29 protein-coding genes are annotated in these 26,583 nt (G+C 67.0%); 22 read left to right on the top strand and 7 right to left on the bottom strand.

All coding sequences use genetic code 11. The features are described from left to right. Positions 1-144 precede the first annotated feature (144 nt). Together V6M50_RS02180 and V6M50_RS02175 are read right to left on the bottom strand one after the other, a co-directional pair. Positions 145-1,959 carry a DUF885 domain-containing protein gene (locus V6M50_RS02180; protein ID WP_332816895.1) on the bottom strand — a complete coding sequence of 605 codons (1,815 nt, stop codon included), beginning with the start codon at positions 1,957-1,959 and terminating at the stop codon, positions 145-147. Between the two features lie 247 nt (positions 1,960-2,206). Further along, positions 2,207-3,865: a M20/M25/M40 family metallo-hydrolase gene (locus V6M50_RS02175; protein WP_332816894.1), complete on the bottom strand. Its 1,659-nt coding sequence runs from the start codon at positions 3,863-3,865 to the stop codon at positions 2,207-2,209. Between the two features lie 128 nt (positions 3,866-3,993). On the opposite strand from V6M50_RS02175, the gene V6M50_RS02170 reads away from it, so the two are divergent. Further along, complete coding sequence (locus V6M50_RS02170) at positions 3,994-4,734, top strand: 2OG-Fe(II) oxygenase (RefSeq protein WP_332816893.1); 741 nt, start codon at positions 3,994-3,996, stop codon at positions 4,732-4,734. 2 nt (positions 4,735-4,736) lie between these two features. Here the strand turns inward: V6M50_RS02170 and V6M50_RS02165 are convergent, their stop codons facing one another. Both V6M50_RS02165 and V6M50_RS02160 read right to left on the bottom strand, forming a co-directional pair. After that, positions 4,737-5,999 (bottom strand): L,D-transpeptidase family protein, encoded by a 1,263-nt coding sequence (locus V6M50_RS02165; protein WP_332816892.1) that lies wholly within the window; start codon positions 5,997-5,999, stop codon positions 4,737-4,739. 50 nt (positions 6,000-6,049) lie between these two features. Then, positions 6,050-6,295 carry a hypothetical protein gene (locus tag V6M50_RS02160; RefSeq protein WP_332816891.1) on the bottom strand — a complete coding sequence of 82 codons (246 nt, stop codon included), beginning with the start codon at positions 6,293-6,295 and terminating at the stop codon, positions 6,050-6,052. A 269-nt stretch (positions 6,296-6,564) separates the two neighbouring features. On the opposite strand from V6M50_RS02160, the gene pip reads away from it, so the two are divergent. The 9 genes from pip to V6M50_RS02115 all read left to right on the top strand — a co-directional run bounded on the left by pip (position 6,565) and on the right by V6M50_RS02115 (position 14,446). Continuing rightward, positions 6,565-7,662 (top strand): prolyl aminopeptidase, encoded by a 1,098-nt coding sequence (gene pip, locus V6M50_RS02155; protein ID WP_332816890.1) that lies wholly within the window; start codon positions 6,565-6,567, stop codon positions 7,660-7,662. Beyond that, entirely contained in the window at positions 7,659-8,306 is a 648-nt protein-coding gene (locus V6M50_RS02150; protein ID WP_332816889.1) for a hypothetical protein, read from the top strand. The genes pip and V6M50_RS02150 overlap by 4 nt, the downstream gene beginning before the upstream one ends. A 190-nt stretch (positions 8,307-8,496) precedes the next feature. Then, positions 8,497-8,652, top strand: coding sequence for a hypothetical protein (locus V6M50_RS02145; RefSeq protein ID WP_332816888.1), 156 nt, complete (start codon positions 8,497-8,499; stop codon positions 8,650-8,652). A 611-nt stretch (positions 8,653-9,263) separates the two neighbouring features. Beyond that, a complete protein-coding gene (locus V6M50_RS02140; protein WP_332816887.1) occupies positions 9,264-9,824 on the top strand; it encodes a hypothetical protein in 561 nt (186 codons plus the stop codon). Between the two features lie 50 nt (positions 9,825-9,874). Further along, complete coding sequence (locus V6M50_RS02135; protein ID WP_443030468.1) at positions 9,875-11,176, top strand: DNA-packaging protein; 1,302 nt, start codon at positions 9,875-9,877, stop codon at positions 11,174-11,176. A 148-nt stretch (positions 11,177-11,324) separates the two neighbouring features. After that, positions 11,325-12,431 (top strand): phage portal protein, encoded by a 1,107-nt coding sequence (locus V6M50_RS02130; RefSeq protein ID WP_332816885.1) that lies wholly within the window; start codon positions 11,325-11,327, stop codon positions 12,429-12,431. A 103-nt stretch (positions 12,432-12,534) separates the two neighbouring features. Then, complete coding sequence (locus V6M50_RS02125) at positions 12,535-12,861, top strand: DUF6127 family protein (RefSeq protein WP_332816884.1); 327 nt, start codon at positions 12,535-12,537, stop codon at positions 12,859-12,861. A gap of 77 nt (positions 12,862-12,938) precedes the next feature. After that, positions 12,939-13,304, top strand: a complete 366-nt coding sequence (locus tag V6M50_RS02120; RefSeq protein ID WP_443030466.1) for an HK97 family phage prohead protease — start codon at positions 12,939-12,941, stop codon at positions 13,302-13,304. A 5-nt stretch (positions 13,305-13,309) separates the two neighbouring features. Next, a complete protein-coding gene (locus tag V6M50_RS02115) occupies positions 13,310-14,446 on the top strand; it encodes a phage major capsid protein (protein ID WP_332816883.1) in 1,137 nt (378 codons plus the stop codon). 68 nt (positions 14,447-14,514) lie between these two features. Here V6M50_RS02115 and V6M50_RS02110 read toward each other — a convergent pair whose 3' ends face one another. Beyond that, positions 14,515-15,147, bottom strand: coding sequence for a hypothetical protein (locus V6M50_RS02110; RefSeq protein ID WP_332816882.1), 633 nt, complete (start codon positions 15,145-15,147; stop codon positions 14,515-14,517). 117 nt (positions 15,148-15,264) lie between these two features. Between V6M50_RS02110 and V6M50_RS02105 the strand changes: the two genes are divergently transcribed. Together V6M50_RS02105 and V6M50_RS02100 are read left to right on the top strand one after the other, a co-directional pair. Continuing rightward, the gene (locus tag V6M50_RS02105; RefSeq protein ID WP_332816881.1) at positions 15,265-15,822 is read left to right on the top strand and encodes a head-tail connector protein; all 558 of its coding nucleotides are present in this window, start codon (positions 15,265-15,267) and stop codon (positions 15,820-15,822) included. Further along, positions 15,819-16,211 carry a DUF3168 domain-containing protein gene (locus V6M50_RS02100; protein WP_332816880.1) on the top strand — a complete coding sequence of 131 codons (393 nt, stop codon included), beginning with the start codon at positions 15,819-15,821 and terminating at the stop codon, positions 16,209-16,211. Before V6M50_RS02105 ends, V6M50_RS02100 begins: the two co-directional genes overlap by 4 nt. Positions 16,212-16,686: 475 nt before the next feature. Here V6M50_RS02100 and V6M50_RS02095 read toward each other — a convergent pair whose 3' ends face one another. After that, positions 16,687-17,169: a nuclear transport factor 2 family protein gene (locus V6M50_RS02095; RefSeq protein WP_332816879.1), complete on the bottom strand. Its 483-nt coding sequence runs from the start codon at positions 17,167-17,169 to the stop codon at positions 16,687-16,689. 136 nt (positions 17,170-17,305) lie between these two features. Between V6M50_RS02095 and V6M50_RS02090 the strand changes: the two genes are divergently transcribed. Continuing rightward, complete coding sequence (locus V6M50_RS02090; RefSeq protein WP_332816878.1) at positions 17,306-17,596, top strand: hypothetical protein; 291 nt, start codon at positions 17,306-17,308, stop codon at positions 17,594-17,596. A 654-nt stretch (positions 17,597-18,250) separates the two neighbouring features. Here V6M50_RS02090 and V6M50_RS02085 read toward each other — a convergent pair. Continuing rightward, on the bottom strand, positions 18,251-18,586 hold the full coding sequence (locus V6M50_RS02085; protein ID WP_332816877.1) for a hypothetical protein: 336 nt from the start codon (positions 18,584-18,586) through the stop codon (positions 18,251-18,253). Between the two features lie 47 nt (positions 18,587-18,633). Here V6M50_RS02085 and V6M50_RS02080 point away from each other — a divergent pair, with 47 nt between their 5' ends. From V6M50_RS02080 to V6M50_RS02040, 9 genes are all read left to right on the top strand, one after another. After that, complete coding sequence (locus V6M50_RS02080) at positions 18,634-19,041, top strand: phage tail protein (protein ID WP_332816876.1); 408 nt, start codon at positions 18,634-18,636, stop codon at positions 19,039-19,041. Between the two features lie 11 nt (positions 19,042-19,052). Continuing rightward, positions 19,053-19,364 carry a gene transfer agent family protein gene (locus V6M50_RS02075; RefSeq protein ID WP_332816875.1) on the top strand — a complete coding sequence of 104 codons (312 nt, stop codon included), beginning with the start codon at positions 19,053-19,055 and terminating at the stop codon, positions 19,362-19,364. A 1-nt stretch (position 19,365) separates the two neighbouring features. Next, positions 19,366-19,572 (top strand): phage tail assembly chaperone, encoded by a 207-nt coding sequence (locus tag V6M50_RS02070; RefSeq protein WP_332816874.1) that lies wholly within the window; start codon positions 19,366-19,368, stop codon positions 19,570-19,572. Then, positions 19,565-20,140 (top strand): tail tape measure protein, encoded by a 576-nt coding sequence (locus V6M50_RS02065; RefSeq protein ID WP_332816873.1) that lies wholly within the window; start codon positions 19,565-19,567, stop codon positions 20,138-20,140. Before V6M50_RS02070 ends, V6M50_RS02065 begins: the two co-directional genes overlap by 8 nt. After that, positions 20,140-22,464: a DUF2460 domain-containing protein gene (locus V6M50_RS02060; protein ID WP_332816872.1), complete on the top strand. Its 2,325-nt coding sequence runs from the start codon at positions 20,140-20,142 to the stop codon at positions 22,462-22,464. Before V6M50_RS02065 ends, V6M50_RS02060 begins: the two co-directional genes overlap by 1 nt. Then, entirely contained in the window at positions 22,458-23,291 is an 834-nt protein-coding gene (locus tag V6M50_RS02055; protein WP_332816871.1) for a DUF2163 domain-containing protein, read from the top strand. Before V6M50_RS02060 ends, V6M50_RS02055 begins: the two co-directional genes overlap by 7 nt. A 34-nt stretch (positions 23,292-23,325) precedes the next feature. Continuing rightward, positions 23,326-23,697: a peptidoglycan endopeptidase gene (locus tag V6M50_RS02050; RefSeq protein WP_332816870.1), complete on the top strand. Its 372-nt coding sequence runs from the start codon at positions 23,326-23,328 to the stop codon at positions 23,695-23,697. A 185-nt stretch (positions 23,698-23,882) separates the two neighbouring features. After that, positions 23,883-26,060 (top strand): phage tail protein, encoded by a 2,178-nt coding sequence (locus tag V6M50_RS02045; protein ID WP_332816869.1) that lies wholly within the window; start codon positions 23,883-23,885, stop codon positions 26,058-26,060. A gap of 11 nt (positions 26,061-26,071) precedes the next feature. Then, positions 26,072-26,524, top strand: a complete 453-nt coding sequence (locus tag V6M50_RS02040) for a DUF2793 domain-containing protein (RefSeq protein ID WP_332816868.1) — start codon at positions 26,072-26,074, stop codon at positions 26,522-26,524. The last annotated feature ends 59 nt before the right edge of the window (positions 26,525-26,583 follow it).

Here is a 26,583-nt window from a genome sequence, read left to right as displayed (position 1 = left end):
ACTTCTCGTCACCCCGGGCTTGACCCGGGGCCTGCCTTGTCTTTTCTCGGTTGGGAAGAAGGAAGGCGGGTCCCGGGTCAAGCCCGGGATGACGAATAAGGACCGTCCGCTTCCCACCCCAAAACCGACGTCAGCGTCGCCGCATCACTTCTTCTTTGCCGCGATATAGCGCGTCACCTGCTCTTCGAGAATGTCGAGCGGCAGCGCGCCTTCGCTGAGCACCGCTTCGTGAAAGTCGCGGATGTCGAAGCGCGGGCCGAGTTCGCGCTCGGCGCGTTTGCGCAGCTCGGCGATCCTGAGCTGGCCCACCATGTAGCTCGTCGCCTGCCCCGGCCAGTTGAAGTAGCGGTCGACCTCGCGCGCGATGTCGGTGTCCGAGACCGAGCTGTTCGACTTGAAATAGGCGATCGCCTGTTCGCGCGTCCAGCGCTTGGAATGGATGCCGGTGTCGAGCACCAGCCGGATCGCGCGCCACACCTGAAGCGACAGCATGCCGAAGCGGTCATCGGGGGTCTTGTACACTCCCATCTCGTTCGCCAGCCGTTCCGAATAGAGGCCCCAACCTTCCATATAGGCGCCATAGCCGCCGAACTTGCGGAACTTGGGAATGCCGACCAGTTCCTGCTGGCGCGCGATCTGGAAATGGTGGCCCGGCGCGCCTTCGTGCGCGGCGATCGCGGCGACCTGCACTTTTTGCGTCTGGTTCATGTCGACGAGGTTGACGTAATAGATGCCGGGCCGCGACCCGTCGGCCGAGGGCGGGTTGTAGAAGGCGGTCGATGCCGTCCCCTCGCGCCACTTCTCGACCGCGCGCACCTCGAGCGGCGCCTTGGGCAGCACGCGGAAGTAACGCGGCGCGACGGTCATCACCGACGCGATCACCGCGCGGGCGTCGGCGAGATAGGTTTCGCGGCCGGCCTCGGTGTTCGGATATTTGAACTTGGGATCGGTGCGGATGTGGTCGAAATATTGTTCGAGCGCGCCGGTGAAGCCGACCTCGCGCTTGATCGCTTCCATTTCCTGCCGGATCGCCGCGACCTGGCTGAGACCGAGGTCGTGGATCTGGTCGGCGGTGAGGCTGGTGGTGGTCGAACTCTTCAGCCGGTCGGCGTAATAGGCCGCGCCGTCGGGCAGGTTCCACGCGCCGAAATTGCCTTTCGATTGGGGCTCGATCTCGTCGATCGCGGCGATCAGCGTGTCGTAGCCGCGCTTGAACGGCCCGGTCAGCGCCGCGCTCGCATCGCCAAGCAGTTTCGCCTTGGTCGCCGCGGGGGCACCCAGCGCATCGACCTTTTTGCGGAAGTCCGCCATCAGCGTCGAATCCGCGGCGCCATCGAACGGCGCGCCGCCGATGACCTTCAGCGCGTCGGCGCGCGCGGGGGCGAAATTGACCTTGTTGGGTATGATCCCCGCCGCGGCCTGTTCGCGCATCGTTGCGGCGACCTCGCGCATCACGCGATCGGTGTCGCGCAGGCGCGCGATATAGGCCTCGGCCTCGGCGACGCTGTCGATCTTGTGATTGTTGATCAGCAGCACCGGGATGGCGCCGGCGGGGCTGCCGTTGGTCGACACGGGGAAGCGCAGGTTGCGGAAGCGGAGCGATTCGCGGCCGCGTTCGACTTCATATTCGAACAAGCGGTAGCTGACGCGCGCGCTTTCGCCGAGCTGCTCGGGCTTGAAGCGCGCGTGCAGCTCCTTGAGCTGGCGCTCGGACAGCTCTTGTTCGCGCACCGATGCGGCGTCGGTGTAATCGTCGAGCTTGTCGTAATTGGTCTTGAGGCCGAGTTGGGTTTGCGATTCGGGGCTGAGGCCCAGCCGCGCTTCGAACGCCTGATCGAGGAACTGGAGCAGGGCCTGGTCCTGCGTCCCGGCTTGCGGTGCCGCCTGTGCGAAGGCAGGCGCGGTCATCGTAGCGAGGGGCAGGACGGGGAGCAGCATCAGGGCAACGGCAAAGCGCATCACATTCTCCTATCGAATGAGGGGCTTGTTGCGCAGCGCCGGGCCGGGCGCAATCATCTTCCTGCACGCCGGGGCGGCCGTCTGCCTGTTTCCGCGTATGCTGCCGTTTTGGCGTTGTGAGGCGCGAAGGGCCGATATGGGGTGAGAGCGGGCTTTCCCAACCTTCGTCATTCCCGCGAAAGCGGGAATGACGAAGTAAAGATGGGGCAGCACGTTGTTTACGCCGTTACCGGTCCTCGCTGCCCGCTTATTTTCGCGACGCGGCGCTCTGGTCGCGGATGCCTTTGAATTCGCTCCCGGCTTTCCAGGCGGGCCATTTGGCCGAGCGGGCGAGTTCGTCACCTATCTGGTAAAAAAGTTCGATGTCCTGAACCGCTCCCTCGAGGTTCCAGCTTTCGTCCCACGCGTCGCACGCCTGATGATAGCATTTGCCGGTATAGGCATCGACCCACGCCTGTCCCGCGGGCTTGCCGCCCTGGGCGAGGTCGGAGGCGCCCGCGATGCCCATCATCAGGAGGACGGGGACGCCGCGCTTGGCGAGGCTGAAATGGTCGGCGCGGTAGAAGAGGCCGCGTTCGGGGAGGCTTTCGACGCTGACGGTGCGGCCCTGCGCGGCGGCGACGCGCGCGAGATCGTCCTCGAGCGTGCTTTGACCCTTGCCGACGAGGACGACGTCCTTCGCGCGCCCCGCGGTTTGCAGGATGTCGAGGCCGAAGTTCGCCACGGTCTTTTCGGCGGGGAAGACGGGGTTTTGGGCATAGGCTTCGGAGCCGAGCAGGCCGCGTTCCTCGGCGGCCCAGAAGGCGAAGGCGATCGTGCGGTCGGGCGGCGGCGCGGCCTTGAAATTGCGCGCGATTTCGAACAACCCCGCGACGCCCAATGCGTCGTCGTTGGCGCCGGCGCGATAGATGCGGCCCTGTTCGTCGGGTGCGCCCTCGCCATAGGCATCCCAATGCGCACCGTAGATCACGACCTCGTCGGGGCGCTTGGCGCCGGGGATTTTGGCGAGGACATTCTGGCTCTGCACGACCTCGTGCGTCACCGGGATCGCGGCGTTGAGGGTCGTGCCGAGATCGACGGGTTTGAAATCCTTGCGCCGTGCGGCAACGCGCAGCTTGGCGAGATCCTGCCCGGCGCCGGTAAAGAGGCGGCCCGCGGTTTCGCCCGAGATCCAGCCCTGCAGCGTGAGGCTGGTCTGTTTTTCGGGGGGCACGACGAGGCCGTAATTTTCGCCGCCGGGGCTTTTGACGACGTTCCAGCCATAGCCGACGCCGTCGGTGTCGTGGACGATCAGCGCGGCGATCGCACCGCGGCGCGAGGCTTCCTCGAACTTGTAGGTCCAGCGGCCGTAATAGGTCATCGTCCGGCCGCCGAAGCTGTTCGCGACCGGTTCACCCTTGATCGCCGCGAAATCGGGGTCGTTGATCAGGAAGACCGCGACCTTGCCCTTCAAATCCTGTCCCTTGAAATCGTCCCAGCCGCGTTCGGGCGCGGTGACGCCGTAACCGACGAAGACGAGCGGGGCGTTTTCGACGACCGCGCGATCGCTGGGCTGGAGCGTCGAGAGATAGATGTCGGTGCCGAAGGTCAGCGGGGTCGCGCTGCCCTTGCGGTCGAAGGCGAGCGTCGCCGGGGTGCCGAGGCGCGTGTGGAGCAGGGGCACGGGCTGGGTCCAGCCGCCGTCGGGACCCGCGGGTTCGAGCCCAAGCGCCTGCAGCCGGCCGATCAGATAGCCGATCGTGCGCTCCTCGCCCACCGTGCCGGGGGCGCGGCCCTGGAACTGGTCGGACGCGAGGGTGCGGACGGTCTGGGTGAGGTTCGCGGCATCGATGGCGGGCGCGTTTTGGGCGGTCACGGGAGCGGCGACGGCGGCAAGGAGAAGGGCGGCGGAGAGGCGCAAGGACATGGAGGAGGGGTTCCCGTTGTTATTTATCCCTGCCTAGAGGGTTTGGCGGCGGGTTTGAAGCGTGCAGAAGGATGTTTGACAGCAAGAAACGGAGCGCGGGCGAGTGCGGCTTGCGGCATCACGGGCCGATGATACATGCCATCGAAACCATCGCCCCAGCATTCCCCATCGAGGCGCGCATCGCCGCGCAGGACTGGAGCGCCATTACCGCGGCGCTTGACCGCGAGGGGTGGGCGGTGCTGCCGGGGCTGCTCAGCGACGGGGAATGCGATGCGGTCGCGGCACTTTATGCGCTGGAGGGGCTGTTCCGGAGCCAGGTGAATATGGCGCGGCACGGGTTCGGGCGCGGCGAATATCGCTACTTCGCCTATCCGTTGCCGCCGTTCGTCGCGGCGCTACGCACGCGGCTCTATACGCGGCTCGCACCGGTCGCGAACCGTTGGCACGAGCGCATGGGGCGGGAAGCCCGCTTTCCGACGCATCATGCCGAATTTCTGGCGCGGTGCCATGCGGCGGGGCAGGCGCGGCCGACGCCGCTGCTGCTGAAATATGGGCCGGGCGACTATAATTGCCTGCACCAGGATCTGTACGGCGAGCATGTCTTTCCGGTGCAGGTCGCGGTGCTGCTGTCGGCACCGGGCGACGATTTTACCGGCGGCGAGTTCGTGCTGACCGAGCAGCGCCCGCGCATGCAGTCACGCGCGGCGGTGGTGTCGCTGGCCAAGGGCGATGCGGTGGTCTTTGCCGTCCACACGCGGCCGGTGCAGGGAAGCCGCGGCGATTATCGCGTGGCGATGCGGCACGGGGTGAGCGCGATCCGGTCGGGGCAACGCCACACGCTGGGGGTGATCTTTCACGACGCGGGGTGAGGTCAGCTGTCGCGGCCGTAGACATCGTCGCGGAAGGCGATGCCGCGGTCGGTCGCGACGGCGGTGATATAGGTGAGGTAGACCGGCACCTCGACGGGGAGTGCGACCGCCTGTTCGGGGGTTTTCGATTTGGTGCGGATCGAGCGGTGGAGCAACCACTGGCCGAGTTTGCCCGCATCCTCGAGACGGATGCAGCCGTTGCTGAAATGGCGATCGGGCTTGGCGAGCAGCGCGCGATCGGGGGTGTCGTGGAGGTAGATGCCCTCGTCATTGGGGAAGAGGAATTTGACGCGGCCCATCGAATTGGCGCCGCCCGGCAGCTCGCGCAGCCGCAGCGCCTGGCTGCCTGCGGCGACCGCGGGCCAGTCGATTTCGGAGGCGTCGAGCTTGCGCGGGTTGGGACCCCAATCGGACAGCGCTTCCATCCGCAGCGAGGCGAGGGTGCGTCCAGCCAACACTTTGGGAGCGATGGATTTTTCGGCGAGATAGTCGGGGACATTCCAATAGGGGTTGAGGATCGCCCATTGCAGCTTGCCCGCGAGCATCGGCGTCTGGGTTTCCTTGGCGCCGACGACAACTTTCATCGAACCGACGCGCTTGCCCCCGCCATAATACCAGAGTTGGCTTGACGAGGCGTCGACGACGACATGATGGACATAGGGGCCGGGGAGGAGGCGCGCGCGGTCGAGGTTGAGGCGGAGGCGCGCCATCGCGTCCTTCGATGCGCCCTGGTCCTCTGCGCGGCCCATGAGGGTGCGGAGGCGGACATAATGTTCGCTCATCCAGCTCATATTCCTGAGGTAGGCGCCGAAATCCTTGGGGAAGGCGGCGGCGCGCAGCACGTCGTCGGCGTCCTGCTTTTTCGGTTTCAGCGAGCGGTCGGCATAGTCCATCTTCGCCTCGCCCGGGCGGCGCATGTCGCGGACGTAGCGCGCGAAGGCGGCCGACAGTTCGACCTCGGCGCGGGCGAGCGCCCGCGGAGCGCCGCCGCGCGCGGCGGCGATCAGCCCCTGAAGCTCGTCGACGTCATAGGCGGAGGGCTTCAGGCCATCGCGGCTCGCCGACGACAGATAGGCGAGCAGCGTGCCCGCCTCGGGCCCGACCTTGCCCGCGCGGACCCACAGCGGCTTGTAGCCGCGCGCGGCGTAGAAGCGTTTGATGTCGCCCCCGGCCTCCTCGCGGATCGCATCGCCAAGCGTTTCGCCCGCAAGCGCCGCGGGTGCGGCGATTGCGGGCGGGGCAAGCGTGCCGCCGAGGGCAAGCAAGGTTAGGAAAAGGGGAGCGCAGCGACGCCGCGCTCCCCGGATATGCGTGTTCAGCCGCGTTCTCCCAGCCGCGACGGAGCGGGCGGCGGCGGCGGGGGCGGCGTGTAGTTCGGATGGTAGATGCCGTCCGAGGTGTAATAGCCGTCGATGATGCCGTCGCCGTCGCGGTCGGCGGCGACGCTGCCCGGCACCGCGCCCGGCGGCGGGGGCGGGGCGACCGCGACTTCTTCCTTTTGGGTGCAGGCGGCGAGCGCGAGTGCCGCGACGGCACCGAGCATGATGGGTTGGAAACGCATTAGACCACTCCTTTTAAATGCGCATGGAAATTGCTTTCCAGCCGCGAGTGCCCAACCCCGAGATTTCAGCCCATGCCGACGATTAACAGCACGTCATTCATCCCGCGATCAGGGGTGGTTTTTGAACGATGATCTGCGCAATAGGTTCCCTGAGCCCGAGTGAGGCGGTGGACATGGCGGCGAGCGGGAGGTTAAGCCGGGCAAGGCCGATGGCCCCCACCCCAACCCCTCCCCTGAAGGGGAGGGGCTTTGAAAGAAAGGCATCGTCCATGAATTTTTCGCGGTTGCAGGCGACGAGCAAGATCGGCGACGACTGGGTCTATCCGCAGCCGCCGCTGCTCAACTTCGGCTGGCTGGAGGTCGACCGCGATCCGGCGCACCGGATTTACTGGGAGGAATATGGCTACCCGGCAGGCGAGCCGGTGATGTTCCTCCACGGCGGCCCCGGCGGCGCGTGCGCGCCGGCGATGGCGCGCTTCTTCGATCCGAAACGCTACCGCGTCATCCTGTTCGACCAGCGCGGGTGCGGCAAGAGCGAGCCCAATGTGGCCTCTTCAGGCCCGGCGGTGGCGCTCGCCAGGAACACGACCGCCGACCTGATCGGCGACATCGAGAAATTGCGCGAGAAGCTGGAGATCAGCGGGCCGATGCACGTGTTCGGCGGCAGCTGGGGCAGCACGCTCGCGATGGCTTACGCGATCGCGCATCCCGCGCATGTCGCGAGCCTGATCCTGCGCGGCATCTTCCTCGGCGCGTCGGAGGACCTGCTCTATCTCTATCAGGGCAATGCCGCGACGTGGGAGGCCGATCCGTACGGCCTGACCGCGCCGGGGGCCTATATCAAATATCCCGGGGAGTGGGCCGAGTTGCTGGGCGTGCTGACTCCGCAAGAGCGCGGCGACGTGATGGCGTCGTACAAGGCGATTTTCGACATGGTGCCCGCGACCGCGGCCGAGAGGGCGCGCCAGCTGAAAGCCGCGCTGACCTGGTCGCTCTGGGAGGGGGTGATTTCGAACATGATCCCCGAAACCGCCGACACCGGCAAGTTCGGCGAGGCCGATTTCGCGCTGTGTTTCGCGCAGATCGAGGCGCATTATTTCGCCAACGAGCTGTTCATTCCGGCGGGGCATTTCTTCGAGAATATCGACGTGCTCGCGGCGATCCCGGTGCATATCGTGCATGGGCGGTTCGACGAGGTCTGCCCGCTGACGCAGGCGTCGCGGCTGGTCGCGGCGCTGCGCGCGGCGGGGGCCGAGCCGGCGACTTATGTGGTGACCAACGCGGGGCACAGCGCGATGGAACGCGAGAATGCGCTGGCGCTGACCGCGGTGATGGATGGGTTGGCGGGGATCCGGGGGCGACTGTGAAGCAACGCGTCAAAGGCTTGCGGCAATTCGTCGATCTGGAACAGCAGCGCGACTGGATCGAGGGCAAGGCGGATTTGCGCGATGCCGATGAGCGCTCGGAATCGCTGGAGCAGCGTTTCAAATACGCCGCGCGCTTTCAAAAGCTGCTGCGCCGTCCGCAAGGAGAGGAGGTGCTGGCGATCCTCGGGCTCTACGCAAGCTGCATCCCGGTCCCGCGCATGACCGAGCGTCAATATTGGTCGGTTTCCTGCCTTCCGTCGACGTCCGACAAGCCGCTCGTCCGCGTCAATGCGAGCTGGATGGAGCTTTTCACGCTCTATGCGGACGGCGACGATCTGCGGGCGCGATTCATCGTGCATCTTTCGAATTTCACGACGGATCATTCCGCCGTCCCGGACAGGGTGGACGAACTCTTCCTCGAGCAAAGCGTCGCGGCGCCCGGGGATGCCGGTTATTTCTTTCCGCGCGGCGAGGATATGTTCGGGATCAAGGTGCGCGGGTCGGCCTCGATCCGCAAATTCCTTGCGACCCCGCGCGCGCTCAGCGCCATTCGGACATTCAATCTGACCCACATGAATCGGGGCCGGAACGCCTATCAGGCAAGCCACTGTTACAGCGTGGCGGATTATATGCAGGCCGATTGAGCTCGACCGGAGGCAGGAAGGCCGAAACAACGGACGCGAGCCCGTCGGCTCGCCGCGTCCGTTGCACGGCCGTGAATTACGGTGACAGCTTGCGGTCGCAAGGTCAGCATCTCGGTAAGTGGTGGCGACATGGGTCCGAAAGAGATAACGAAGCTGATCCTGCTCCTCGAAGCGCAGAAGGCCGTGCTGGATGACGATGAAGAAGAATACGATCTCTGACAGGCCGCAACTCGACAAGTTCAAGGAAGCCGCGCGCGACCTCGAAACCGACGACGATCCCAAGCGTTTCGACGAGCGCCTAGGGAAGCTGGTGAAGCATAAGCCGGTGCCGGAGAAGGGTAAATGACGAATCAGGCCATTGTTACGCCGCGATGGTCTTGGGCGGCATTTTTGATCGCGATGGCTGCCATTGCGTATTTCTCCACGCCTAGCTGGATAGTCCGCTTCATTGTCTTTCTCTGGCTGACCGTTCCAATAATCTGGTGGACCCGGAGACAGGTACGAAAGCTCGCGGTGAAGAAACCGAAATGAGCTGGGGTAGAGCAGCAGCGCTAGCGGTGATCCCGTGGGCTCTCTTTATGGCGGCGCTGGTTTCATATCAAATATGGAACGGAATGGCCGAGCACTATGGCTGGACCGACTTCACAAAACGGATGATTTCAATCGCCGTCATTTTCTATTGCGCCTGCACCGTCGCATTACGTTGGCGAATGCGGAACCGGTCAGATAACCAAATCGGTTAAAATCTCTTGACATAGCGTGACGCTCGGTGTAGGGATTTCTACATCATGGCGAATCGCGTCCACTGTAGGGCGCACGCCGATCACGGATGCTTGTGGGTTTGCAAACTACATAAACGCCACAAGTGTCACATCATGAAGAATTGCGAGTCGGGCCGGCGACCTTCCCATTTGCGGGAGGGCGTAGCGGCCCGACTGTTTTTGGGAGGCGTGGGCGATGGATGAGGTGATCGAGGGAGGGCGGACCGGGCCGCAGCGACGGCGTAACCGGAAGAATGGGTGGACGAAGGCGCGGCGCGAGGCCTTTCTGGCGGAGCTGGCGCAAAGCTGCAACATCCGCCGCGCGAGCGAAATCGCCGGCCTGACGCAGAGCGGTGCCTATCGGTTGCGGCAACGCGATCCGGTGTTCGCGCGGCAATGGCAGGAGGCGCTGACGCTGGGTTACGAGCGACTGGAGCTGGCGTTGCTGCGCCGCGCGCTGGAAGTGATCGACGGGATGGAGCTCGACGAGCGCGCCGAGCAGGTCGAGAAGATGACGGTTGCGCAGGCGATCGATGTCCTGCGCCAGCATCGCGAAAGCGTGTTACGCGGGCAGGCGCGCGGCCGGCGACCGCAGGGACGGCATGTGGCGACGCAGGAAGAGACCGACGCCGTGCTGCTGAAACGCATTGCGATGATCAAGCGCCAGCGCGCGCGGCGCGCGGGCGTGGTCGATGGCGGCGAGCTTGCCGCGCTCCCGGCCGCCGACCCCGGTGCCGCGAAGGATGATGGTGCGTGAAGGCCGGGACGGGCCGGACCGCGGAAGAATTGCGGGCCGCTTCGGACAATATGCTGGATCAGGCGCGCGATCTGACGCCGGAGGAATTGCGCCGCCTTCTGGCTGGTCTGACCGAAGTGCAGAAAGCCGAACTGGTGACGCGCTGGTTCGGATTCGAAAATGAAGGGCAGCGCGATCCGCCGGGCGACTGGCGGATCTGGCTGATCCGCGCCGGGCGCGGGTTCGGCAAGACGCGCGCGGGGGCCGAATGGGTGAGCGAGGTGGCACGTAATAACGCCGAGGCGCGCATCGCGCTGGTCGCGGCGACGCAGGCCGACGGGCTGCGCGTGATGATCGAGGGGCCGAGCGGGTTGCTCGCAGTGGCGCGGCCGGGCGAGGACCCGCGCTGGGTGCTGGGGCGGCGCGAACTGCGCTTTTCGAGCGGCGCGGTGGCGACGCTCTATTCGGCCGAGGCGGGCGAGGAATTGCGCGGGCCCGAACATCATTTCGCCTGGTGCGACGAGCTGGCGAAGTGGCGGCGGGGCGAGGCGGCGTGGGACAATCTGATGCTGGGAATGCGGCTGGGCGAACGGCCGCGCGTCGTGGTGACGACGACGCCGCGGGTCAATGCGGTGATGCGGCGCGTGATGGCGGCGCCGGGGCTGGCCGAAACGCTAGGACGGACGCGCGAGAATCCGTGGCTGCCGGGGAGTTTCGTCGCCGCGATGCTCGAAAGCTATGGCGGGACGCGGCTGGGGCGGCAGGAGCTCGACGGCGAGCTGCTCGAGGATGTCGAGGGCGCGCTGTGGACGCGCGGGCTGATCGAGCGGTGCCGGGTCGATGCGGACGGCATCGGCAAGGTGGCGCGCGTGGTGATCGGGGTCGATCCGCCGGCGACGAGCCATGGCGATGCGTGCGGGATCGTCGTTGCGGCGGCGCTGCGCGACGGGCGGCTGGCGGTGATCGAGGATGCGAGCGTCGAACGGGCGCTGCCGGGCGTGTGGGCGCAGGCGGTCGCCGCCGCGGCGGCGCGCTGGGGCGCCGACCGCGTGGTCGCCGAGAGCAATATGGGCGGCGAGATGGTTGCGAGCACCTTGCACGCGGCGGAAATGACGCTGCCGGTGCGCGCGGTGCATGCGAGCGTCGGCAAGGCGCGGCGCGCCGAGCCGGTCGCGCTCGCTTATGAGCGCGGGCAGGTGGTGCACGCGGGGGTGTTCGCCGCGCTGGAGGACCAGCTTTGCGGGCTCCAGACGGGCGGCGGCTATGCCGGGCCGGGGCGGTCGCCCGACCGGGCCGATGCGTGCGTTTGGGCGCTGGCGGCGTTGCTGGAGGGGCTTCGGAAGGGGAAGGAGCCGGGGGTTAGGCGGGTTTAGGCAACCTTCGTCATCCCGGACTCGTCACCCCGGACCTGATCCGGGGCCCGGGATCCGCCTTTTCCTTCAAGACAAGGCAGGCCCCGGTCAAGCCCGGGGTGACGTGGGTAGAAGCACGGCGTCGCGGGGCGACGGATAGGAGAATTTCATGAACTGGTTTGGCCGGAAGGCCGCGCAGCATGCTGCGCGGCCCGCTTTGTCGCGGGTGTATGGGAGTTGGTCGGCGCCCGCGCCGCTGCCCTATGAGGCGCAGCTGCGTGAGGGGTATCTGGGCAATGCGATTGTCCAGCGGGCGGTGCGGCTGGTGGCGGAAGCCGCTGGGAGCGCGCCTTTGGTGGCGAGCGATCCCGCTTTGGCGGCGCTGCTGGCGGGGACGTCGGGCGGGCAGGGGCTGATCGAGACGCTGGCGTCGCAGCTGCTGCTCCATGGCAATGGCTATGTGCAGATATTGGCCGATGGCGCGGGCGCGCCCGCCGAGCTGTTCGCGCTGCGCCCCGAGCGGGTGACGGTCGAGGCCGACGCGCGCGGGTGGCCGGTTGCCTATCGGTACAAGGCGGGCGGGGCAGGCGTGGTGCTGCCCGCCGAGGATGGCGCGGGGCGGACGGCGGTGGTGCATGTGAAGGCGCTGCATCCGCTCGACGATCATTATGGCGCGGGGTGTCTGGGCGCGGCGGGCGCTGCGATCGCGGCGCATAATGCGGCGGCGAGGTGGAACGCGGCGCTGCTCGACAATGCGGCGCGGCCTTCGGGGGCGTTGGTGCATGATCCGGGCGACAAGGGGATGCCGCTGTCGGCCGAGCAGGTCGACCGGCTGCGCGAGGAGCTGGCCGAGAGTTTCGCGGGCGGGGCGAATGCGGGGCGGCCGTTGCTGCTCGAGGGCGGATTGAAGTGGCAGGCGCTGAGTTTGACGCCCGCCGAGATGGATTTCCTGGCGCTGAAGGATTCGAGCGCGCGCGAGATCGCGATGGCATTCGGGGTGCCGCCGATGCTGCTCGGGCTGCCCGGCGATGCGACCTATGCCAATTATCGTGAGGCGAACCGCGCGCTGTGGCGGCTGACGGTGCTGCCTTTGTGCGCGAAGATCTTGGGGGCGATTTCGCAGGGGCTGGCGGGCTGGTTCGACGGGGCGGCGTTGCGCGTCGACCTCGATAAGGTGCCGGCGCTGGTGGAGGACCGGATGGCGTTGTGGCGCGAGGTGTCGGCGGCCGACTGGCTGACGGCGAATGAGAAGAAGGCGCTGCTGGGAGTGGACTGACCGTCGCCCCCGCGGAGGCGGGGGCCGGGGTCGGCCTAACTCGGCATCGCTCCGTAAAACGACAGCGGCCCCCGCCTTCGCGGGGGCGACGGGAGTAATCGACATGGATGAGGAAGAGGCGCTGGCGCGGCTGATCGCGCTGGCGGGGATGGGCGCGGCCGGAGCTTCCGGTGCGCCCGATGCGGCGCTGCTGCGCGCGGTGGTCGAGGAAGCGAGCGAGCTGGGGGCGCGGCGGGCGCTGGCGCGGCTGGGGCTCGCCGACGAAGCGGCGCGCGATGATATGGTCGATTTGCGGCAGCTGCTTGGCGCGTGGCGCGATGCGAAGTCGAGCGCGTGGAAGGCGGCGGTCGACTGGGCGGTGCGCGGCATGCTCGCGCTGCTGGTCGTCGGGCTGGCGGTGAAGCTGGGGCTGCCGGGGCTTTTGAAGTGACGGTCGGAACGAAACAGGCCCTCCCCCAACCCCTCCCGCAAGCGGGAGGGGGGATCAGGTTCGCGGGTTACGCATCGGTGTTCGACCGGGTCGATCGCGGCGGCGATGTGGTGCGTGCGGGGGCTTTCGCCGCGAGTTTGGGCGCGCGGCGCGCGGTGCCTTTGCTGTGGCAGCATCGGCCGAGGGCGGTCGTCGGGACGATCGAGACATTGGCGGAAGATGCGCGCGGGCTGCGCGTCGTGGCGCGGGTGACGCATCCGACCGCGGCGGCGCTGGTCGCGCGCGGGGCGCTGACGGGATTGTCGTTCGGGTATCGGGTGCGCGCGGCGCGCGGGAGCAATCCGCGCGAGCTGCTGGCGCTCGACCTGGCCGAGGTGAGTTTGGTCGCGATGCCGATGCAGCCGCTGGCGCGGGTGATTGCGGTGGATTTTCAGAAGGAGTGACGGGCATGGAAATGGAAGTGAAAGCGGATGCGCTGGACGGCGCGTTCGATGCGGTGCTGGCGGCCGAGGCCGTCGATGAGCTGAAGGCGTCGGTTGCGGCGCTGAAGGCACAGGTCGATGCCCAAGCGGTGGCGGCGTCGCGGTTGCCGCTCGACGGGGCGAAGGCGGCCGATCCGGCGCGTGACGCCTTTGTCGAACGCTATTTGCGGCGCGGGATCGACGCGGGGGTCGAAATGAAGAGCCTGTCGGGGGCGTCGGGCGGCGAGGGCGGCTATGCGGTGCCGCGCGAGATCGACGGGGCGGTTGCAGGCACGCTGAAGTCGCTGTCGCCGATCCGTAGCATCGCGACGGTCGTGCAGACGGGGACGAGCGGCTATCGCAAGCTGGTTGCGACCGGATCGATGGGCGCGGGCTGGGTCGGCGAGACGGCGGCGCGGCCCGAGACCGCGACGCGCAGCTTTGCCGAAATCGCGCCGCCGTCGGGCGAGCTTTACGCCAATCCGGCGGCGAGCCAGGCGATGCTCGACGATGCGATGTTCAACGTCGAGGACTGGCTGGCCGACCAGATCGCGCGCGAATTCGCGGTCGCCGAGGGCGGCGCCTTCGTGAACGGAAGCGGCACGAACCGGCCGAAGGGTTTCCTGACCTATACGACGACGAACGAGATCGACAGCGTGCGCGCGTTCGGCACGCTGCAGCATCTGGCGACGGGCACCGCGGGCGCGTTCCCGGCGGCGAACCCGCAGGACAAGCTGGTCGAGCTGGTCCATTCGCTGAAGGCGCCGTATCGCCAGGGCGCGACGTGGGTGATGAATTCGGACACGCTGGCGCGCATCCGCAAGTTCAAGACGACCGATGGTGCGTTCATCTGGCAGCCGGGGATGGTCGAGGGGCAGGCGGCGAGCCTGCTCGGCTATCCGGTGGTCGAGGCCGAGGACATGCCCGACGTCGCGGCGAACAGCCTGTCGATCGCGTTCGGCAATTTCCGCGCCGGCTACCTCGTCGCCGACCGCGGCGAGACGCGCATCCTGCGCGATCCGTTCAGCAACAAGCCCTTCGTGCATTTTTATGCAACCAAAAGGGTCGGCGGTGCGATCATCGATTCACAAGCCATCAAGCTGATGAAATTCGCCGCCAGCTGACAAGGGGCTGGTGCGCGATGGGCGCCCGGCCTTTGGCCCCTTTCCCTTTCGGGGCTGGGGTCGGGCGCTTATTTACCGGGTTTGGTAGCCTTGAGGTCGGCTACAGCCTCTATATCTGCGGTAAGTTCTCTGGCGATTCTGTTGAAGCCCATTCGGCTCAAAAGAGAGGCATCGATGCGACTGCTGCTGATGATTTCGCGCGCTGCGATTAAATTTGCCGAATAGCCGTCGAGGTCCTTTTGCCGACGGGATTCGAACCCCTTTGCCATATGGGCAGCTACGAGTGGTATGTCTTGCGCAGGAAAAGTTCTGGCGCCGGCCGAAGCGATAATATTATCGGCAATCGATCCGATGGCGCGAGTTTCAGGTGTGTCGGCCATCATCCGGTCATAGGGGAGTTTGGACCATGACGTCATGGCATCCTTGAACAGCGTCAGGTTTTTGTAGGTTTCCAGAACGGGCCAGCAGGTCTGGATGGCTCTGAGTATGCCCTCATCGGTGACTCCGTTGCAGCCACTGAGGTCGCCGCGCTTGTCGGGCGCGATGTCGATTCCGGCAGCGCTGACTTCGACAATATAGCGCAGGGCGTCGTCATGTGGGCCCTTATAAGGTTCAGTCTGCGCGACGGCATTGTTCTGCGCGATGGAAGGTGCACTGCAAAGCGCAAGGAGGAGAAACGGCAGGGCCAACAATGGTTTCATGGCGGCCAATCTCTGCGAGAGCCCGGGATGTGTCAATCGCCCCGCTTTCGCGGGAGGCACAGGCTCCAGGGTCCAGGCCCATTACTTAGGGGTCCGACGAAAGCGAAAGGAAAGGTGATGACGGAAACGCTGTTGCCGGGCGATGTCCCGGTGAGCCTGGATGAGGCACGCGGGTGGTTGCGGATGGGGGCAACGATCGACGATGCGGTGGTGGCCGGACTGATGCGCGCCGCGACCAATATTTGCGAGGCATTTGTCGGCCAGTGGCTGATGGTGCGCGCGGCGGAAGAGACGTTGCCGATCGGTGCGGGGACTGTGCGATTGGGTGTCCGCCCGGTCGTTGGGGTCGATGCGGTCGTGCTGTTGGCCGACGCGATGACGAGCGGGGGCGGCGAGGCGGTGCTGGCGGCAGACGATTATCGAGTGATGATCGCGCGCGACGGCAGTGCGCGGCTGACGATCAATCATCCGGGCGTTGCGCGGCAGATTCGCGTCGCATATCGCGCCGGCATGGCCGACGATGTCAACCGAATCCCCGAGGCGATCCGGCAGGGCATCGTGCGGATGACGCAGCATTTATACGACGCGCGCGACAAAGCGGATGCGGCGCCGCCGGCGGTGATCGCGGCGCTGTGGCAGCCGTGGCGGCGGCTCAGCCTGGGCGGCGGGCGATGAGCAGCGCCGAGCAGGCGGTGCGCGCGAGGGCGCTGGCGCTGCTGGCCGGCGACGAGGCGCTCGCGGGCCTGGTCCATGGCATATTCGACGGGACACCGCCGCGCGCGAGCGCGCCCTATGTCACGGTCGGCGCGGCCGAAGGCGCCGATTGGGGAACCAAGGACCGGGCGGGGCGCGAAATCCGCCTGACACTGGCGCTGGCTGGCGTGGGGAGCGGGGTCGATGATCGGGCGGCGGCGCGGATTGAGGTCGCGGCGATGGGGCTGCGCGGACCCGCCGGTGTATGGACGGTGATGGGGGCGCGGATTGTGCGCACGCGGTTCGGCTATGCGCGCGACGGTGGGTGGCGGCATGAGGTGGTGGTGCGGTGCCGGTGTCTTCAGGGATAGGTCGTCGCCCCTGCGAAGGTGGCGATTGCGTGGTCTGCGAACGGAAAGAGAGGATGACGGCTTTCGAGCGGAAGCGGACGTTTTCGAGATTTAGCTATTCGGGATTTTCGTGCCGCCAGCCTCGGCCGCTAGCAAAATCATTCACGACCCCCATACTGTAGAGATACGCCAGTGCCACAGGGACTATCCACCATACATCCCAGGTGCCCCCTGTCGCTGACTCTATGCCAAAACGGGCTAAAAACACCGCTCCTGTCGCAAGGCCGGTGATGACAGTCATCAAGATTGTCAGATGAACGCCACCGATTATCCTTCGCTTGAAATCCTGCATCGCATACTCCCCGCTGTTGCTGTTGGCCTGTTATGCAGATTGTAATGGGCTAGCGAAACGGATGTCCACTTTCCACCTCATTACAGCCATTTGTTGCCAACCTGGCTGCAATGACCGGAAACGACCGGAAGCAGACATTGGCGCCTAGAAGCGAGGGTTTGGGTTGGCTTGGTCTTTTGGTGGGGGCCCAACCACGTCCCAATGTTCAGCAATCTTACAGTCTTCAAGTCGAAAAACATCAGCGATGGCGTAATATGGCGCTCCAGCTGCGGGCGTAAACCGGCCGTGCAAAAAGACCATGTCGCCCTCCGCGATCGTTCGCACCACCTCCCAACGAGGCTGCGGTACAGCGGCAATCAACTGCTCTAAAAAACCTGCCGCCGCCTCTCGTGTGCCTTGCGGGACGTCGGGCTTATGCTCGACAAAGTCCGGCGTCATGTACCGTTCGAACGCGGCGCGCGGCTGAAGGCCAACAAGCCCTTCATTATAGAAGTTCAGCACTATCTTGCGGTTTTCTTCCGCAGACCCGTCGCAGACCGCTCCTGGCGTAAAAGATGTCGCCGATGTTGCTGAACAACTGACCAGCGCGGCCGCTGCAGTTATGATCCACACGGATGATTTGCTCATTTGCGGCTCCTCGCGACGACAATGCATAGCAATTGAATGTCCGTTCACCACCCCGTTTCCGTCAATCCGCTCCGATCGGGGGGTATGACGGCAATCGACCGATTGCGGACATTATCGTATCCGCTAGGCTGACCGTATGAAAACAGCGAACATTACGGCAGCAGTTGCGATTGTGCTTTGGTTGGGGCTGGCGATGCTCGGGCGTGATAGCCTAATCGATGTCCTCGTTGACGACGTTCCGGACTGGCCGACGATGACGAGCATTGACTTCGGGATCGTCTTGCCGATGTCGGTAGCAACAGCACTACTGGCTTGGGCTTGGCTGTGTAATGGCTTCTTGTGTCGGCCTTGGGCGCTGGCCGCTCCGTCGGTCATGTGCCTTGCCGCGATACTCCCGTATATATTGGTGATGGGCGGCGGTGTCTGATGCCTGCTCCCCCTACCCCAAATGCGGCGTTGCGCCCTCGCCTCAGGGATGACGGCAAACGATCAATTGCGGGCTTTCGGTACCAATTGCACGATGCGGCGCGACGGGATAACTTGTCCATGGTGATCATATGAAACGGTTCCTATTCATAGGGCTTATGGTTCCCAGCATCGCGGTAAGCGGCTGCAATCCCAGTTCGGCCCGCCAAGATGCCGTGGAAAGCACTGCGTCCGAAGGAGGCTTAGATACAGGTGTTCAGTTTGCGCTGACGCCCGAAGCCCGCCGAGTGCTCGAACGTCGGGCGGAGCAAGGCGATGGTGCAGCGGCACACCGGATTGCCCAGCACTATGGCATGGCTGGTGGAGACAGCGGGTTCGCTGGCGATCCTAAAAACAGTGTCGAAGAGGATCGGTGGTTGAAACGTGCTTCCGAGCTCGGTTACGAGTCCGCGAAGCTTTCGTGGGCAGTAAAGACGGGACGCCGCGATTGCCCCGGCGCACGTCGAATGCTGGCTGATCTAGTCAGAAACGGCTCGAATGCTGGGATACGGGACGCCGCCCAAGCATGGATAGATGACGATTATCTTTGCCGCTGAGGCGGAAATATTCAGCGTCCGCTTCCCACCCCTTGGCCGACATTCGCATCTTATGGCGATCACTCGCCGGGCAGCGAGTTGTTCGCTTTGTAATCCTTAAACTTGTCGGTGAAATTGGCGTGGTAATCCTCGACCTGCATGTCGGCGTCTTCGGCCGCGACCTTTTCGGAATCGCCGCCCGAGCGGCCCAGCGCGATCACCGCCTTGCGAAAGGCATCGCGTTCGGCGGAGCAGTTCGCCTTGAGCGCCAGTAGATATTCCGCCTCTTCGACCTTGGCTTCGAGCGCCTTCTTCATGTCGTCGCGCAGACATTTGGTGAACGCGGCGCGCGTCGTGTCGACCGCCGCGCTCGGCGACGGCGCCATGACGGCCAAAAGCAATGTGGTGATCAGCATCCTGCGACTCCCCGTTTGCGCATGATTTTATGTGAGGAGATTAAACGATGACAATCGAAAATGGGAGCGCTTTTCTGCTCAAGGTCGGCAACGGCGAAGCGCCCCCGACCTATCGGACGGTCGCGGGGCTGCGCACCACCCAGCTGTCGATAAACGGCGAGGCGGTGAACGTCACGACCAAGGATTCGGGCGGGTGGCGCGCGCTGTTGCCCTGCGCCGGCGTGCGGTCGGTTTCGGTCAGCGCGGCGGGCATCTTTACCGGATCGGATGCCGAAATCCGGCTGCGCGGCCATGCGCTGGCCGGGACGATCGACGATTATGAGCTGAGTTTCGAAAGCGGCGAGCGGATGCGCGGGCGTTTCCTGGTCACGCGGCTCGACTATGCCGGCGATTATAATGGCGAGCGCAATTACACGCTGAACCTGGAATCGAGCGGCGCGGTGGTGAGCCTGTGAGCGGGGCCCCCATGAACACGGCCAACGCATTGCGCGGCGAGGCCGAGCTGCGCGTCGGCGAGCGGGTGTTTGTGCTGCGCCCGAGCTTTGCCGCGCTGGTCGCGGCGGAAAGCGAGCTGGGGCCGCTGTTCGCGCTGGTCGAGCGTGCGGCCGATGGGCGGCTGGGGCTGGGCGAGCTTGCCGTTCTGTTCTGGCACTGTGTGAAGGAGCGGCCGGAGGCGCTGACGCGCGAAGGCGTCGGCGAGGCGGTGGTGGCGCAGGGGCTGGCGGGGGTGACCCCGGCGCTGCGCGTGCTGCTGGGGCAGATATTGCAGGGGCGGTGAGGTGAGCGTCGAGGGGCTTTTTTGTTCGGCAACGCCGCCGTTGCTCGGCCTGATGGCGCGGGTCGCCGGGTGGCGGCCCGACGAGTTCTGGAAGGCGACGCCCGCCGATGTTCGCGCGGTGCTGGCGGGTTGGGTCGAGGCGGACGCCGATGCGTCGTTCGACCGGACGGCGCTGGCGGCGATGATGGAGCAATTTCCCGATGGATGAAGTCGATGAAATGGTGGTCGCGGTGCGCGCCGATACGGGCGCGTTTCGCCGCGAGATCGGCGCGCTGCGCGGCGAGCTGGAAGGCTCGCTGGGCGCCGGTGCCGAACAGGCGGGGCGCGCGATCGAGCGGGCGCTGACGCGCGCGGTGGTCAGCGGCAAGCTGGGGTTCGAGGATCTGAAGCGGCTGGCGATGTCGGTGATGGCGGATATTGCGCGCGCGGCGATGTCGAGCGGCTTTGCTTCGCTGGGTGGCGGACAGTCGGGTGGTGGTGGTGGCGACCTGTTGTCGCTCGGTACATCGATCGCGATGGCGCTGTTCGGGGCGCCGGGGCGGGCGACGGGCGGGCCGGTGAGCGCCGGGCGCGCGTATCGCGTCGGCGAACGCGGGCCCGAACTGTTCGTGCCGACCGCGAGCGGACGGATCGAGCCGGCGGGCGGCCCGGTGCGCAACATCGCGATCACGGTCAATGTGCATGGGCAGGCGGGGAGCGAGCCGCAGCGGCTGGCGCAGACCGGGCGGCAGCTGGCGCGCGCGGTGCGGCGCGCGGTTGCGGCGGGCGAAGACTGATGGGCTGGGCGCTCGTCGCGGCGGCCGAGCCGCATCATCGGAAGGGCTGGCTCAAGCGGTTCGATCCGCGATATTGGACGGTCGATTTCGCGCGGCCGATGATGGCGAGCGTGACGAGCGATGCGCCGGGGGCGCTGCGCGTCGAGGCGGTGTTTTACCGGAAGCAGGACCTGGCGGGGCTGATCTGGGAGGCCGAGGACCGGTGGGACCATCCGTTGCTCGCCTATGAGACGCGGCGCGATTTTCGCCATACGCAGCTCAAATTCCGCTGGCGGTCGGGCGGGGTGAAGCCGCTCGATGCGCTGCACGGGCCGACGCTGACGATCGAGGGGCGCGATGCGGCGGGGGAGCCGCGCGCCTGGTTTGTGCGATTGTGGAATTATGCGGTGGGGACGGGCGAGGATGCGCTCGTCAGCCTCGATTTCGATGCGCTCGACGGCGGTTTCGTGCTGCCGGGCGAGGGCGATCCGGTGTGGGCGGGGGACATCGACCGGATGTTCATTTCGCTGGTGCCGCCGACCTATGACGGCGGCGACGGTGTGCTGGGGGCGCCGGTCGCGGGCTGGGCCGAGATGAGCGACATCGCCGCTTCGGGATCGGGATCGGTGCTGGCGATCGGCGATGTGGTGATGCCCGAGCATGGGTTGGGCATCGCGAGCGGCTATGACGACAGCTATCACCTGACCCCGGCGCGGCTGGTACGGCAGATCGTCCAGCTCGGCTATCGCGGCGACGTCGTCCATTATGTCGGGATGAGCCATTATATGCGGCTCGAGGCGTCGGGCGGCGGCTTTTATGCGAGCCTCGCCGGGGGCGTGCTCAATGCGCCGTGCGCGGCGTGGCACGCGGGGTTCGCGGCGGCGTGCCGCGACGCGGGGCTGGGGGTGATCTGGTCGCTCTCTTATGAATATTTCGACGCGTATTGCTGGGGCGACTGGAAGCAGCGGGCGGGCGATGGTTCGCCCGCGCTGACCGGATGGGAGCCGCCGTCGACCTTGCTGTCGCCGGCGAATGCGGTGGCGATGGGATATTTGCAGTTCGTCGCGCGGGCGTTTGTCGCGATCGGGGCGGCGGCCGGGCTGCCGCCGAAATTCCAGGTCGGCGAGCCGTGGTGGTGGATCGCCAGCGGGGGGCGGATTTGCGCGTATGACGCCGCGACGACGGCGGCGCTGGGCGGTGCGAGCGTCGCGATTGCCGATGTGCGCGGGGCGCTGGGTGCGCCGCAGCTGGCGATGCTCGATGCGCTGGGGGCGCTGCTCGCGGCGTCGACCGACGCGCTGGTCGCCGCGGCGCGCGACGAGGCGGGGGCGGCGGGGCTGACGAGCCATTTGCTCGTCTATCTGCCGACGGTGCTCGATCCGGCGGCGCCCGCGGTGCGGCGCGCCAATGTGCCGCTCGGCTGGGCGGCGCCGGCTTTCGATGTGTTGCAGCTCGAGGATTATGACTGGGTCACCGGCGGGCGCGGCGCGGAGACGGCGAGTGCGCGGGGCGCGATGACGTTGCGGCTCGGGTATCCGATGGAAGAACAGCATTATTTTTCGGGGTTCGTGCTGCTGCCCGAACAGCGGGCGGGGTGGGCGGCGATTGCCGATGCCGCGGATAGCGCGCGGCGCGCGGGGGTGGCGCGGGCTTTTGTCTGGGCGCTGCCGCAGGTGGCGCGCGATGGGTATGTGATTTTTGACGGGGAGGATGCGGTGCAGGCTTTCGATGCGGTGGATTTCCCCTTGGCGATCGGGCGCGAGGCGATGGTCGCGACCGAATTTTCGACGCAGATCGTGAGCTCGCCATCGGGGCACGAGCAGCGCGCGAGCGAATGGGCCGAGGCGCGGATGCGCTACGATGCGGGGCCGGGGATCCGGTCCGAGAGCGATGTGCGGGTGCTGGCCGATTTCTTTCGCGCGCGGCGCGGCGCGGCGCGGGCGTTTCGCTTTCGCGATCCGTTCGATAGCAGCTCGGCGGCGGATGGCGGGTTGCCGGCGGCGAGCGACCAGATGCTCGGTGTCGGTGATGGGGCGCGGCGGCAATTTGCGCTGGTGAAGCGTTATGGCGCGGGGGATGCGGAACAGGTGCGCGCGATCCGGCTGGCGGTCGAGGGCAGCGTGCGCGTGTCGGTCGATGGGCTGGAGACCGGGGGATTCCAGGTGACGGGCGAGGGTGAGGTGCTGCTCGATGTGGCACCGGCGTCCGGGGTGGCGGTGCGCGCGGGTTTCCTGTTCGATGTCCCGGTGCGCTTTGCCGAGGATCGGCTCGAGGCCAGCCGCGCGACCTTCCTGGCGGGCGAGATGGCGAGCGTGCCGCTGGTCGAGGTGCGGGCGCCATGGTGATGTCAGAAACGTTGAACGCAGCGCCGGGATGGCTGCGCGAGGAGCTGGTGACGCTGGCGTGGTGCTGGCGGCTGGCGCGGCGCGACGGGGTGGTGATCGGGCTGACCTCGCACGACCGCGACCTGATGGTCGGCGGGATCGCCTATCGCGCGGCGCCGGGGATGAAACCATCGGCGCTGGAGACGAGCGACAGCCTCGACGCCGCGACGATGGATCTGGAAGGGGCTATCGCGAGCGACGCGATCGCGGCGCGCGACCTCGATGCCGGGCGCTGGGATGGCGCCGAGCTGGAATTGTTCGTGACCGACTGGAGCGCGCCCGGCATGGCGCCGGTGACGGTTGCGCGCGGGTCGCTGGGTGCGGTCGAGCGGCGCGGGGCGGCCTTTGCAGCGGAACTGCAGGGGGTGACACGATTGCTCGACCGGCCGGTGTGCCCGGCGACCTCGCCAAGCTGCCGCGCGATGCTGGGCGACCCGGCGTGCCGCGTCGATCTGGCGCCGCGCACGCATTTGCGGCGGGTGATCGCGGTCGACGGGCGCGCGGTGACGCTCGACAGCGTTGCCGCCGGAATGGCGTTCGGCGAACTGCTGTGGATGGATGGCGCCAATTGCGGATTGGCGAGCCCGGTGATCGGCGTGGACGGGAGCGTGCTGCATCTGGCCGAGGCGCCGGTCTTTGCGCCGGTGTTCCCGGCGCGGGTGCGGTTGACCGAGGGGTGCGACAAGCAGCTTGCGACGTGCCGCGACCGTTTTGCCAATGCGGTGAACTTTCGCGGAGAGGCGCATTTGCCGGGTAACGACCTGCTGACGCGTTATCCCGGTGGATGATGTGGGCGCGCGAGCCTTTGCGGCCGCGCGAACGATGGTGGGGGTGCCCTTCCGGCCGCAGGGAAACGGCCCGGCGACGGGGCTCGACTGCGTCGGGCTGGTGTGGGCAGCCTATGCGGCGGCGGGGCGGCGGCTGGTGCGGCCGGTGGGCTATCCGCTGCGTGGTTGGGCGCGCGCGCGGGTCGAAGCCGGGCTGGTCGCGGCGGGGTTCGTTCCGGCCGACGGGGAGACCCGCGATGGCGATGTCGCGCTGATCGCCTTGGCGGCGGGGCAGTTTCATCTGGGGCTGATCGGGCCGGAGAGCCTGGTGCACGCGCATGCCGGGCTGCGGCGGGTGGTGGAGACGCCACTTGGCGACGGATTGCGGGACGTGATGCGGTGGCGATTGAAACTCCTTCCCCCTTGATGGGGGAAGGATACGAGCCTTGCCCGCGCAGCGGGTCAGGCGAAGTTGGATGGGGGTGACGGTGCGTCCTTCGGCCTCCGGTTCAGACCGAGGCCGCACCCCCACCGCTGCGACTAGCCAGCAAGCTGGCAAGTCTCGCTGCCTCCCCCATCGAGGGGGAGGGACAGAAGATTCAGGAGTGCTTCATGGCGACTTTGGTGCTGACGGTGGTCGGCGGGATTGTTGGCGGGCCGGTCGGCGCCGCGATCGGGGCGGCGGTGGGTCAGCAGATCGACGCGGCGATTTTCAAACCCAAGGGACGCGAGGGGCCGCGGCTCGCGGACCTGAAGATCCAGGCGTCGACCTATGGCCAGCAGATCCCGCAGCTGTTCGGGACGATGCGCGTCGCGGGGAGCGTGATCTGGGCGACCGACCTGATCGAGAGGCGGAACAAACGCGGCGGCGGCAAGGGGCGGCCGTCGACGACCGAATATAGCTATGCCGTGTCGCTCGCGGTTGCGCTGTCGTCGCGGCCGATCCGGGGGATCGGGCGCATCTGGGCCGATGGCAATTTGCTGCGCGGATCGAGCGGGACGTTCCAGGAGCGCTGCACCTTTCGCTGGCATGACGGAGGCGACGATCAGGCGGTCGACCCGCTGATCGCGTCGGCGCTGGGGCCGGCGTCGGCGAGCGCGTTTCGAGGGCTTGCCTATGCCGTCTTCGAAGAGCTGGAGCTGGGCGCCTTCGGCAACCGGATTCCGTCGCTGACCTTCGAGGTCGAGGCCGATGCGGGGAGCGTCGACGCGGGGATGATCGGGAACAGCCTGCTCGGCGAGGCGGGGCGCTGTGCCGGCGAATGGCCTTTTGCCGGCTATGCCGCATCGGGCGACCGCGCGCGCGACGCGCTGGCGCCGCTGTTCGAGGTCGACGGCGTACGGCTGGCGAGCGGGGCGGGCGCGTGGCGGCTGGCGCCGGCGGCGCTGACGGGTGCGCCGCTCGCGCTGGACGATTTCCGCGAAACGCGGCGGGGCGAGGCGGTGGGCGACCGAACCGAACAGCACCGCGCGCCGCTGTCGTCGCTGCCCGGCACGATCCGGTTGCGCCACTATGAACCCGAACGCGATTATCAGCTGGGGCAGCAGTCGGGGTGGGTCGCGGGCGGCGGGGTGCGCGACGAGCGGATCGACCTGCCCGCGGTACTGCCCGCGGCGTCGGCGCGGGCGCTGGTGCAGCGGATCGCCGCCGCCGCCGCGGACGGGCGCGAGACGCTGGTCTGGCAAGCCGATCTCGCGGCGCTGGCGCTGCCCGTCGGGCATATCGTGACGCTGGCCGACGGCAGCGCGTGGCGACTGGCGGCGCGGACCGTTCGCGGACAAGAAATCCTGCTCGAACTCCGGCGCCACCAGCCGCTGCCCATCGTCGACCTGCCTGCGGCGCCCGGGGTGCCGGTGAGCGCCCCCGATTGGCCCGATGCGGCGGGCCTGATCCATATATTCGACCTCCCGAACCTGGGTAGCCCGGCCGCATCGGCGCCGCGGATCCTGATCGCGGGCGCCGGCAGCAACGACGGCTGGCGCGGCGCCGATTGCTGGTTCGTACCGGCGGCCGGTTCGGAACCGATTCCCGTCGGCACGGTGCGGCCGGCGGCGGCGCTGGGGCAGCTTGCCGAACCGCTGGCGGCGGCGAGCGATTGCCTGTTCGATCTGGCGAGCACCTTGGTGGTAACGCTGGTCAATCCGGCGATGACGCTGGAATCGGTGGGCGATGCCGCACTGCTGGGCGGCGCGAACCGGGCGATGGTCGGCGGCGAATATTTGCAGTTCGGGATGGCCGAGGTCGTGGAGCCGGGGATGTGGCGTCTGTCGCGCTTGCTGCGCGGGCGCGCCGGGACCGCGAGCGAAATGGCGCATGCGGCCGGCGCACCCTTTGTGCTGCTCGACGATCCCGCGCTCCTGATGTTGCCCGATGCGCTTGCGGCGATGGCGGAGGGCGGCGGCGCAATTTTGCAATGGGCGCCGCGCGGCGGGACGGCGTTGACCGAGATCGAGGTCCCGGCGGCGGCGCGGGCGCTGCGGCCGCTGGCGCCGGTGCATGGGCGAGTCCGGCCCGACGGCGCGGGGGGTGTGACCATTGCTTGGGTCAGGCGCAGCCGCATCGACACCGGCTGGCGCGACCAGGTCGACCAGCCGTCCGGCGAAAGCCGCGAGAGGTGGCGGATCGCCTTGTCGCCGCCGGTTCCGGGAATTGGGCCGTGGGAGCAGGATGGTCCGGCGCTGAGTATCGGCGCCGCCGAAATGGCCGGGCTGCCGCCCGGCTGCACGATCGCGATTCGCCAGGCGGGCGATTTCGCTTTGTCGCCGCCGCTGTCCTTGCCGCTGACATGAAAGGATGAATCATGACCGATATGCCGACCACGCCGCGCTTTGCGTTACCGTTACTTGCCGTGGCGCAGGCGCAGAAGGAAGTAACGCACAATGAGGCATTGACCCTGCTCGATGCGCTGATTCATGCCGCCGTCGAAGCGGGGCCGGTCGCGGAGGCGCCCGTTGCCCCCGTTGTCGGGCAATGCTGGATCGTCGGCGCCGCGGCGACCGGCGACTGGGCGGGGCGGGCGCAGGCGATCGCGCTGTGGACCTCGGGCGGTTGGCGATTTGCGGTGCCGCGCGGGGGCATGCAGGCGACCCGGCTGGCCGACGGCGCGCGACTGCGATTCGACGGGAGCATATGGGTCGAACCGGCGACGATCGATGCCCCTTCGGGCGGGTCGACAATCGATTCCGAAGCGCGTAGTGCGCTCATCACGTTGATCCTGCATCTCGAGGCGCAGGGTCTTCTGATTTCAGGCTGAATTTCCGCTCATTGGCATTCGAAGTGCGACTTTTTAGCAACAGATTGACGATTTGTTCG

It is taken from the genome of Sphingopyxis sp. (assembly GCF_036675685.1).
Classification (GTDB): domain Bacteria; phylum Pseudomonadota; class Alphaproteobacteria; order Sphingomonadales; family Sphingomonadaceae; genus Sphingopyxis.
Note: the sequence above shows the minus strand (reverse complement) of the source record. Positions and strands in the feature narration are given on the sequence as shown.

What these genes read in the sequence shown, in the direction of transcription:
- V6M50_RS02160 (WP_332816891.1), bottom strand. Translation starts at nt 6,295, where the DNA reads ATGCGTTTCCAACCCATCATGCTCGGTGCCGTCGCGGCACTCGCGCTC.
- V6M50_RS02175 (WP_332816894.1), bottom strand. Translation starts at nt 3,865, where the DNA reads ATGTCCTTGCGCCTCTCCGCCGCCCTTCTCCTTGCCGCCGTCGCCGCT.
- V6M50_RS02065 (WP_332816873.1), top strand. Translation starts at nt 19,565, where the DNA reads ATGGATGAAGTCGATGAAATGGTGGTCGCGGTGCGCGCCGATACGGGC.
- V6M50_RS02115 (WP_332816883.1), top strand. Translation starts at nt 13,310, where the DNA reads ATGGAAATGGAAGTGAAAGCGGATGCGCTGGACGGCGCGTTCGATGCG.
- V6M50_RS02140 (WP_332816887.1), top strand. Translation starts at nt 9,264, where the DNA reads ATGGATGAGGTGATCGAGGGAGGGCGGACCGGGCCGCAGCGACGGCGT.
- V6M50_RS02055 (WP_332816871.1), top strand. Translation starts at nt 22,458, where the DNA reads ATGGTGATGTCAGAAACGTTGAACGCAGCGCCGGGATGGCTGCGCGAG.
- V6M50_RS02095 (WP_332816879.1), bottom strand. Translation starts at nt 17,169, where the DNA reads ATGAGCAAATCATCCGTGTGGATCATAACTGCAGCGGCCGCGCTGGTC.
- V6M50_RS02110 (WP_332816882.1), bottom strand. Translation starts at nt 15,147, where the DNA reads ATGAAACCATTGTTGGCCCTGCCGTTTCTCCTCCTTGCGCTTTGCAGT.
- V6M50_RS02060 (WP_332816872.1), top strand. Translation starts at nt 20,140, where the DNA reads ATGGGCTGGGCGCTCGTCGCGGCGGCCGAGCCGCATCATCGGAAGGGC.
- V6M50_RS02045 (WP_332816869.1), top strand. Translation starts at nt 23,883, where the DNA reads ATGGCGACTTTGGTGCTGACGGTGGTCGGCGGGATTGTTGGCGGGCCG.
- V6M50_RS02125 (WP_332816884.1), top strand. Translation starts at nt 12,535, where the DNA reads ATGGATGAGGAAGAGGCGCTGGCGCGGCTGATCGCGCTGGCGGGGATG.
- V6M50_RS02050 (WP_332816870.1), top strand. Translation starts at nt 23,326, where the DNA reads ATGGTGGGGGTGCCCTTCCGGCCGCAGGGAAACGGCCCGGCGACGGGG.
- V6M50_RS02170 (WP_332816893.1), top strand. Translation starts at nt 3,994, where the DNA reads ATGATACATGCCATCGAAACCATCGCCCCAGCATTCCCCATCGAGGCG.
- V6M50_RS02105 (WP_332816881.1), top strand. Translation starts at nt 15,265, where the DNA reads ATGACGGAAACGCTGTTGCCGGGCGATGTCCCGGTGAGCCTGGATGAG.
- V6M50_RS02085 (WP_332816877.1), bottom strand. Translation starts at nt 18,586, where the DNA reads ATGCTGATCACCACATTGCTTTTGGCCGTCATGGCGCCGTCGCCGAGC.
- V6M50_RS02145 (WP_332816888.1), top strand. Translation starts at nt 8,497, where the DNA reads ATGACGATGAAGAAGAATACGATCTCTGACAGGCCGCAACTCGACAAG.
- V6M50_RS02180 (WP_332816895.1), bottom strand. Translation starts at nt 1,959, where the DNA reads ATGCGCTTTGCCGTTGCCCTGATGCTGCTCCCCGTCCTGCCCCTCGCT.
- pip (WP_332816890.1), top strand. Translation starts at nt 6,565, where the DNA reads ATGAATTTTTCGCGGTTGCAGGCGACGAGCAAGATCGGCGACGACTGG.
- V6M50_RS02090 (WP_332816878.1), top strand. Translation starts at nt 17,306, where the DNA reads ATGAAAACAGCGAACATTACGGCAGCAGTTGCGATTGTGCTTTGGTTG.
- V6M50_RS02135 (WP_443030468.1), top strand. Translation starts at nt 9,875, where the DNA reads ATGCTGGATCAGGCGCGCGATCTGACGCCGGAGGAATTGCGCCGCCTT.
- V6M50_RS02040 (WP_332816868.1), top strand. Translation starts at nt 26,072, where the DNA reads ATGACCGATATGCCGACCACGCCGCGCTTTGCGTTACCGTTACTTGCC.
- V6M50_RS02080 (WP_332816876.1), top strand. Translation starts at nt 18,634, where the DNA reads ATGACAATCGAAAATGGGAGCGCTTTTCTGCTCAAGGTCGGCAACGGC.
- V6M50_RS02075 (WP_332816875.1), top strand. Translation starts at nt 19,053, where the DNA reads ATGAACACGGCCAACGCATTGCGCGGCGAGGCCGAGCTGCGCGTCGGC.
- V6M50_RS02130 (WP_332816885.1), top strand. Translation starts at nt 11,325, where the DNA reads ATGAACTGGTTTGGCCGGAAGGCCGCGCAGCATGCTGCGCGGCCCGCT.
- V6M50_RS02100 (WP_332816880.1), top strand. Translation starts at nt 15,819, where the DNA reads ATGAGCAGCGCCGAGCAGGCGGTGCGCGCGAGGGCGCTGGCGCTGCTG.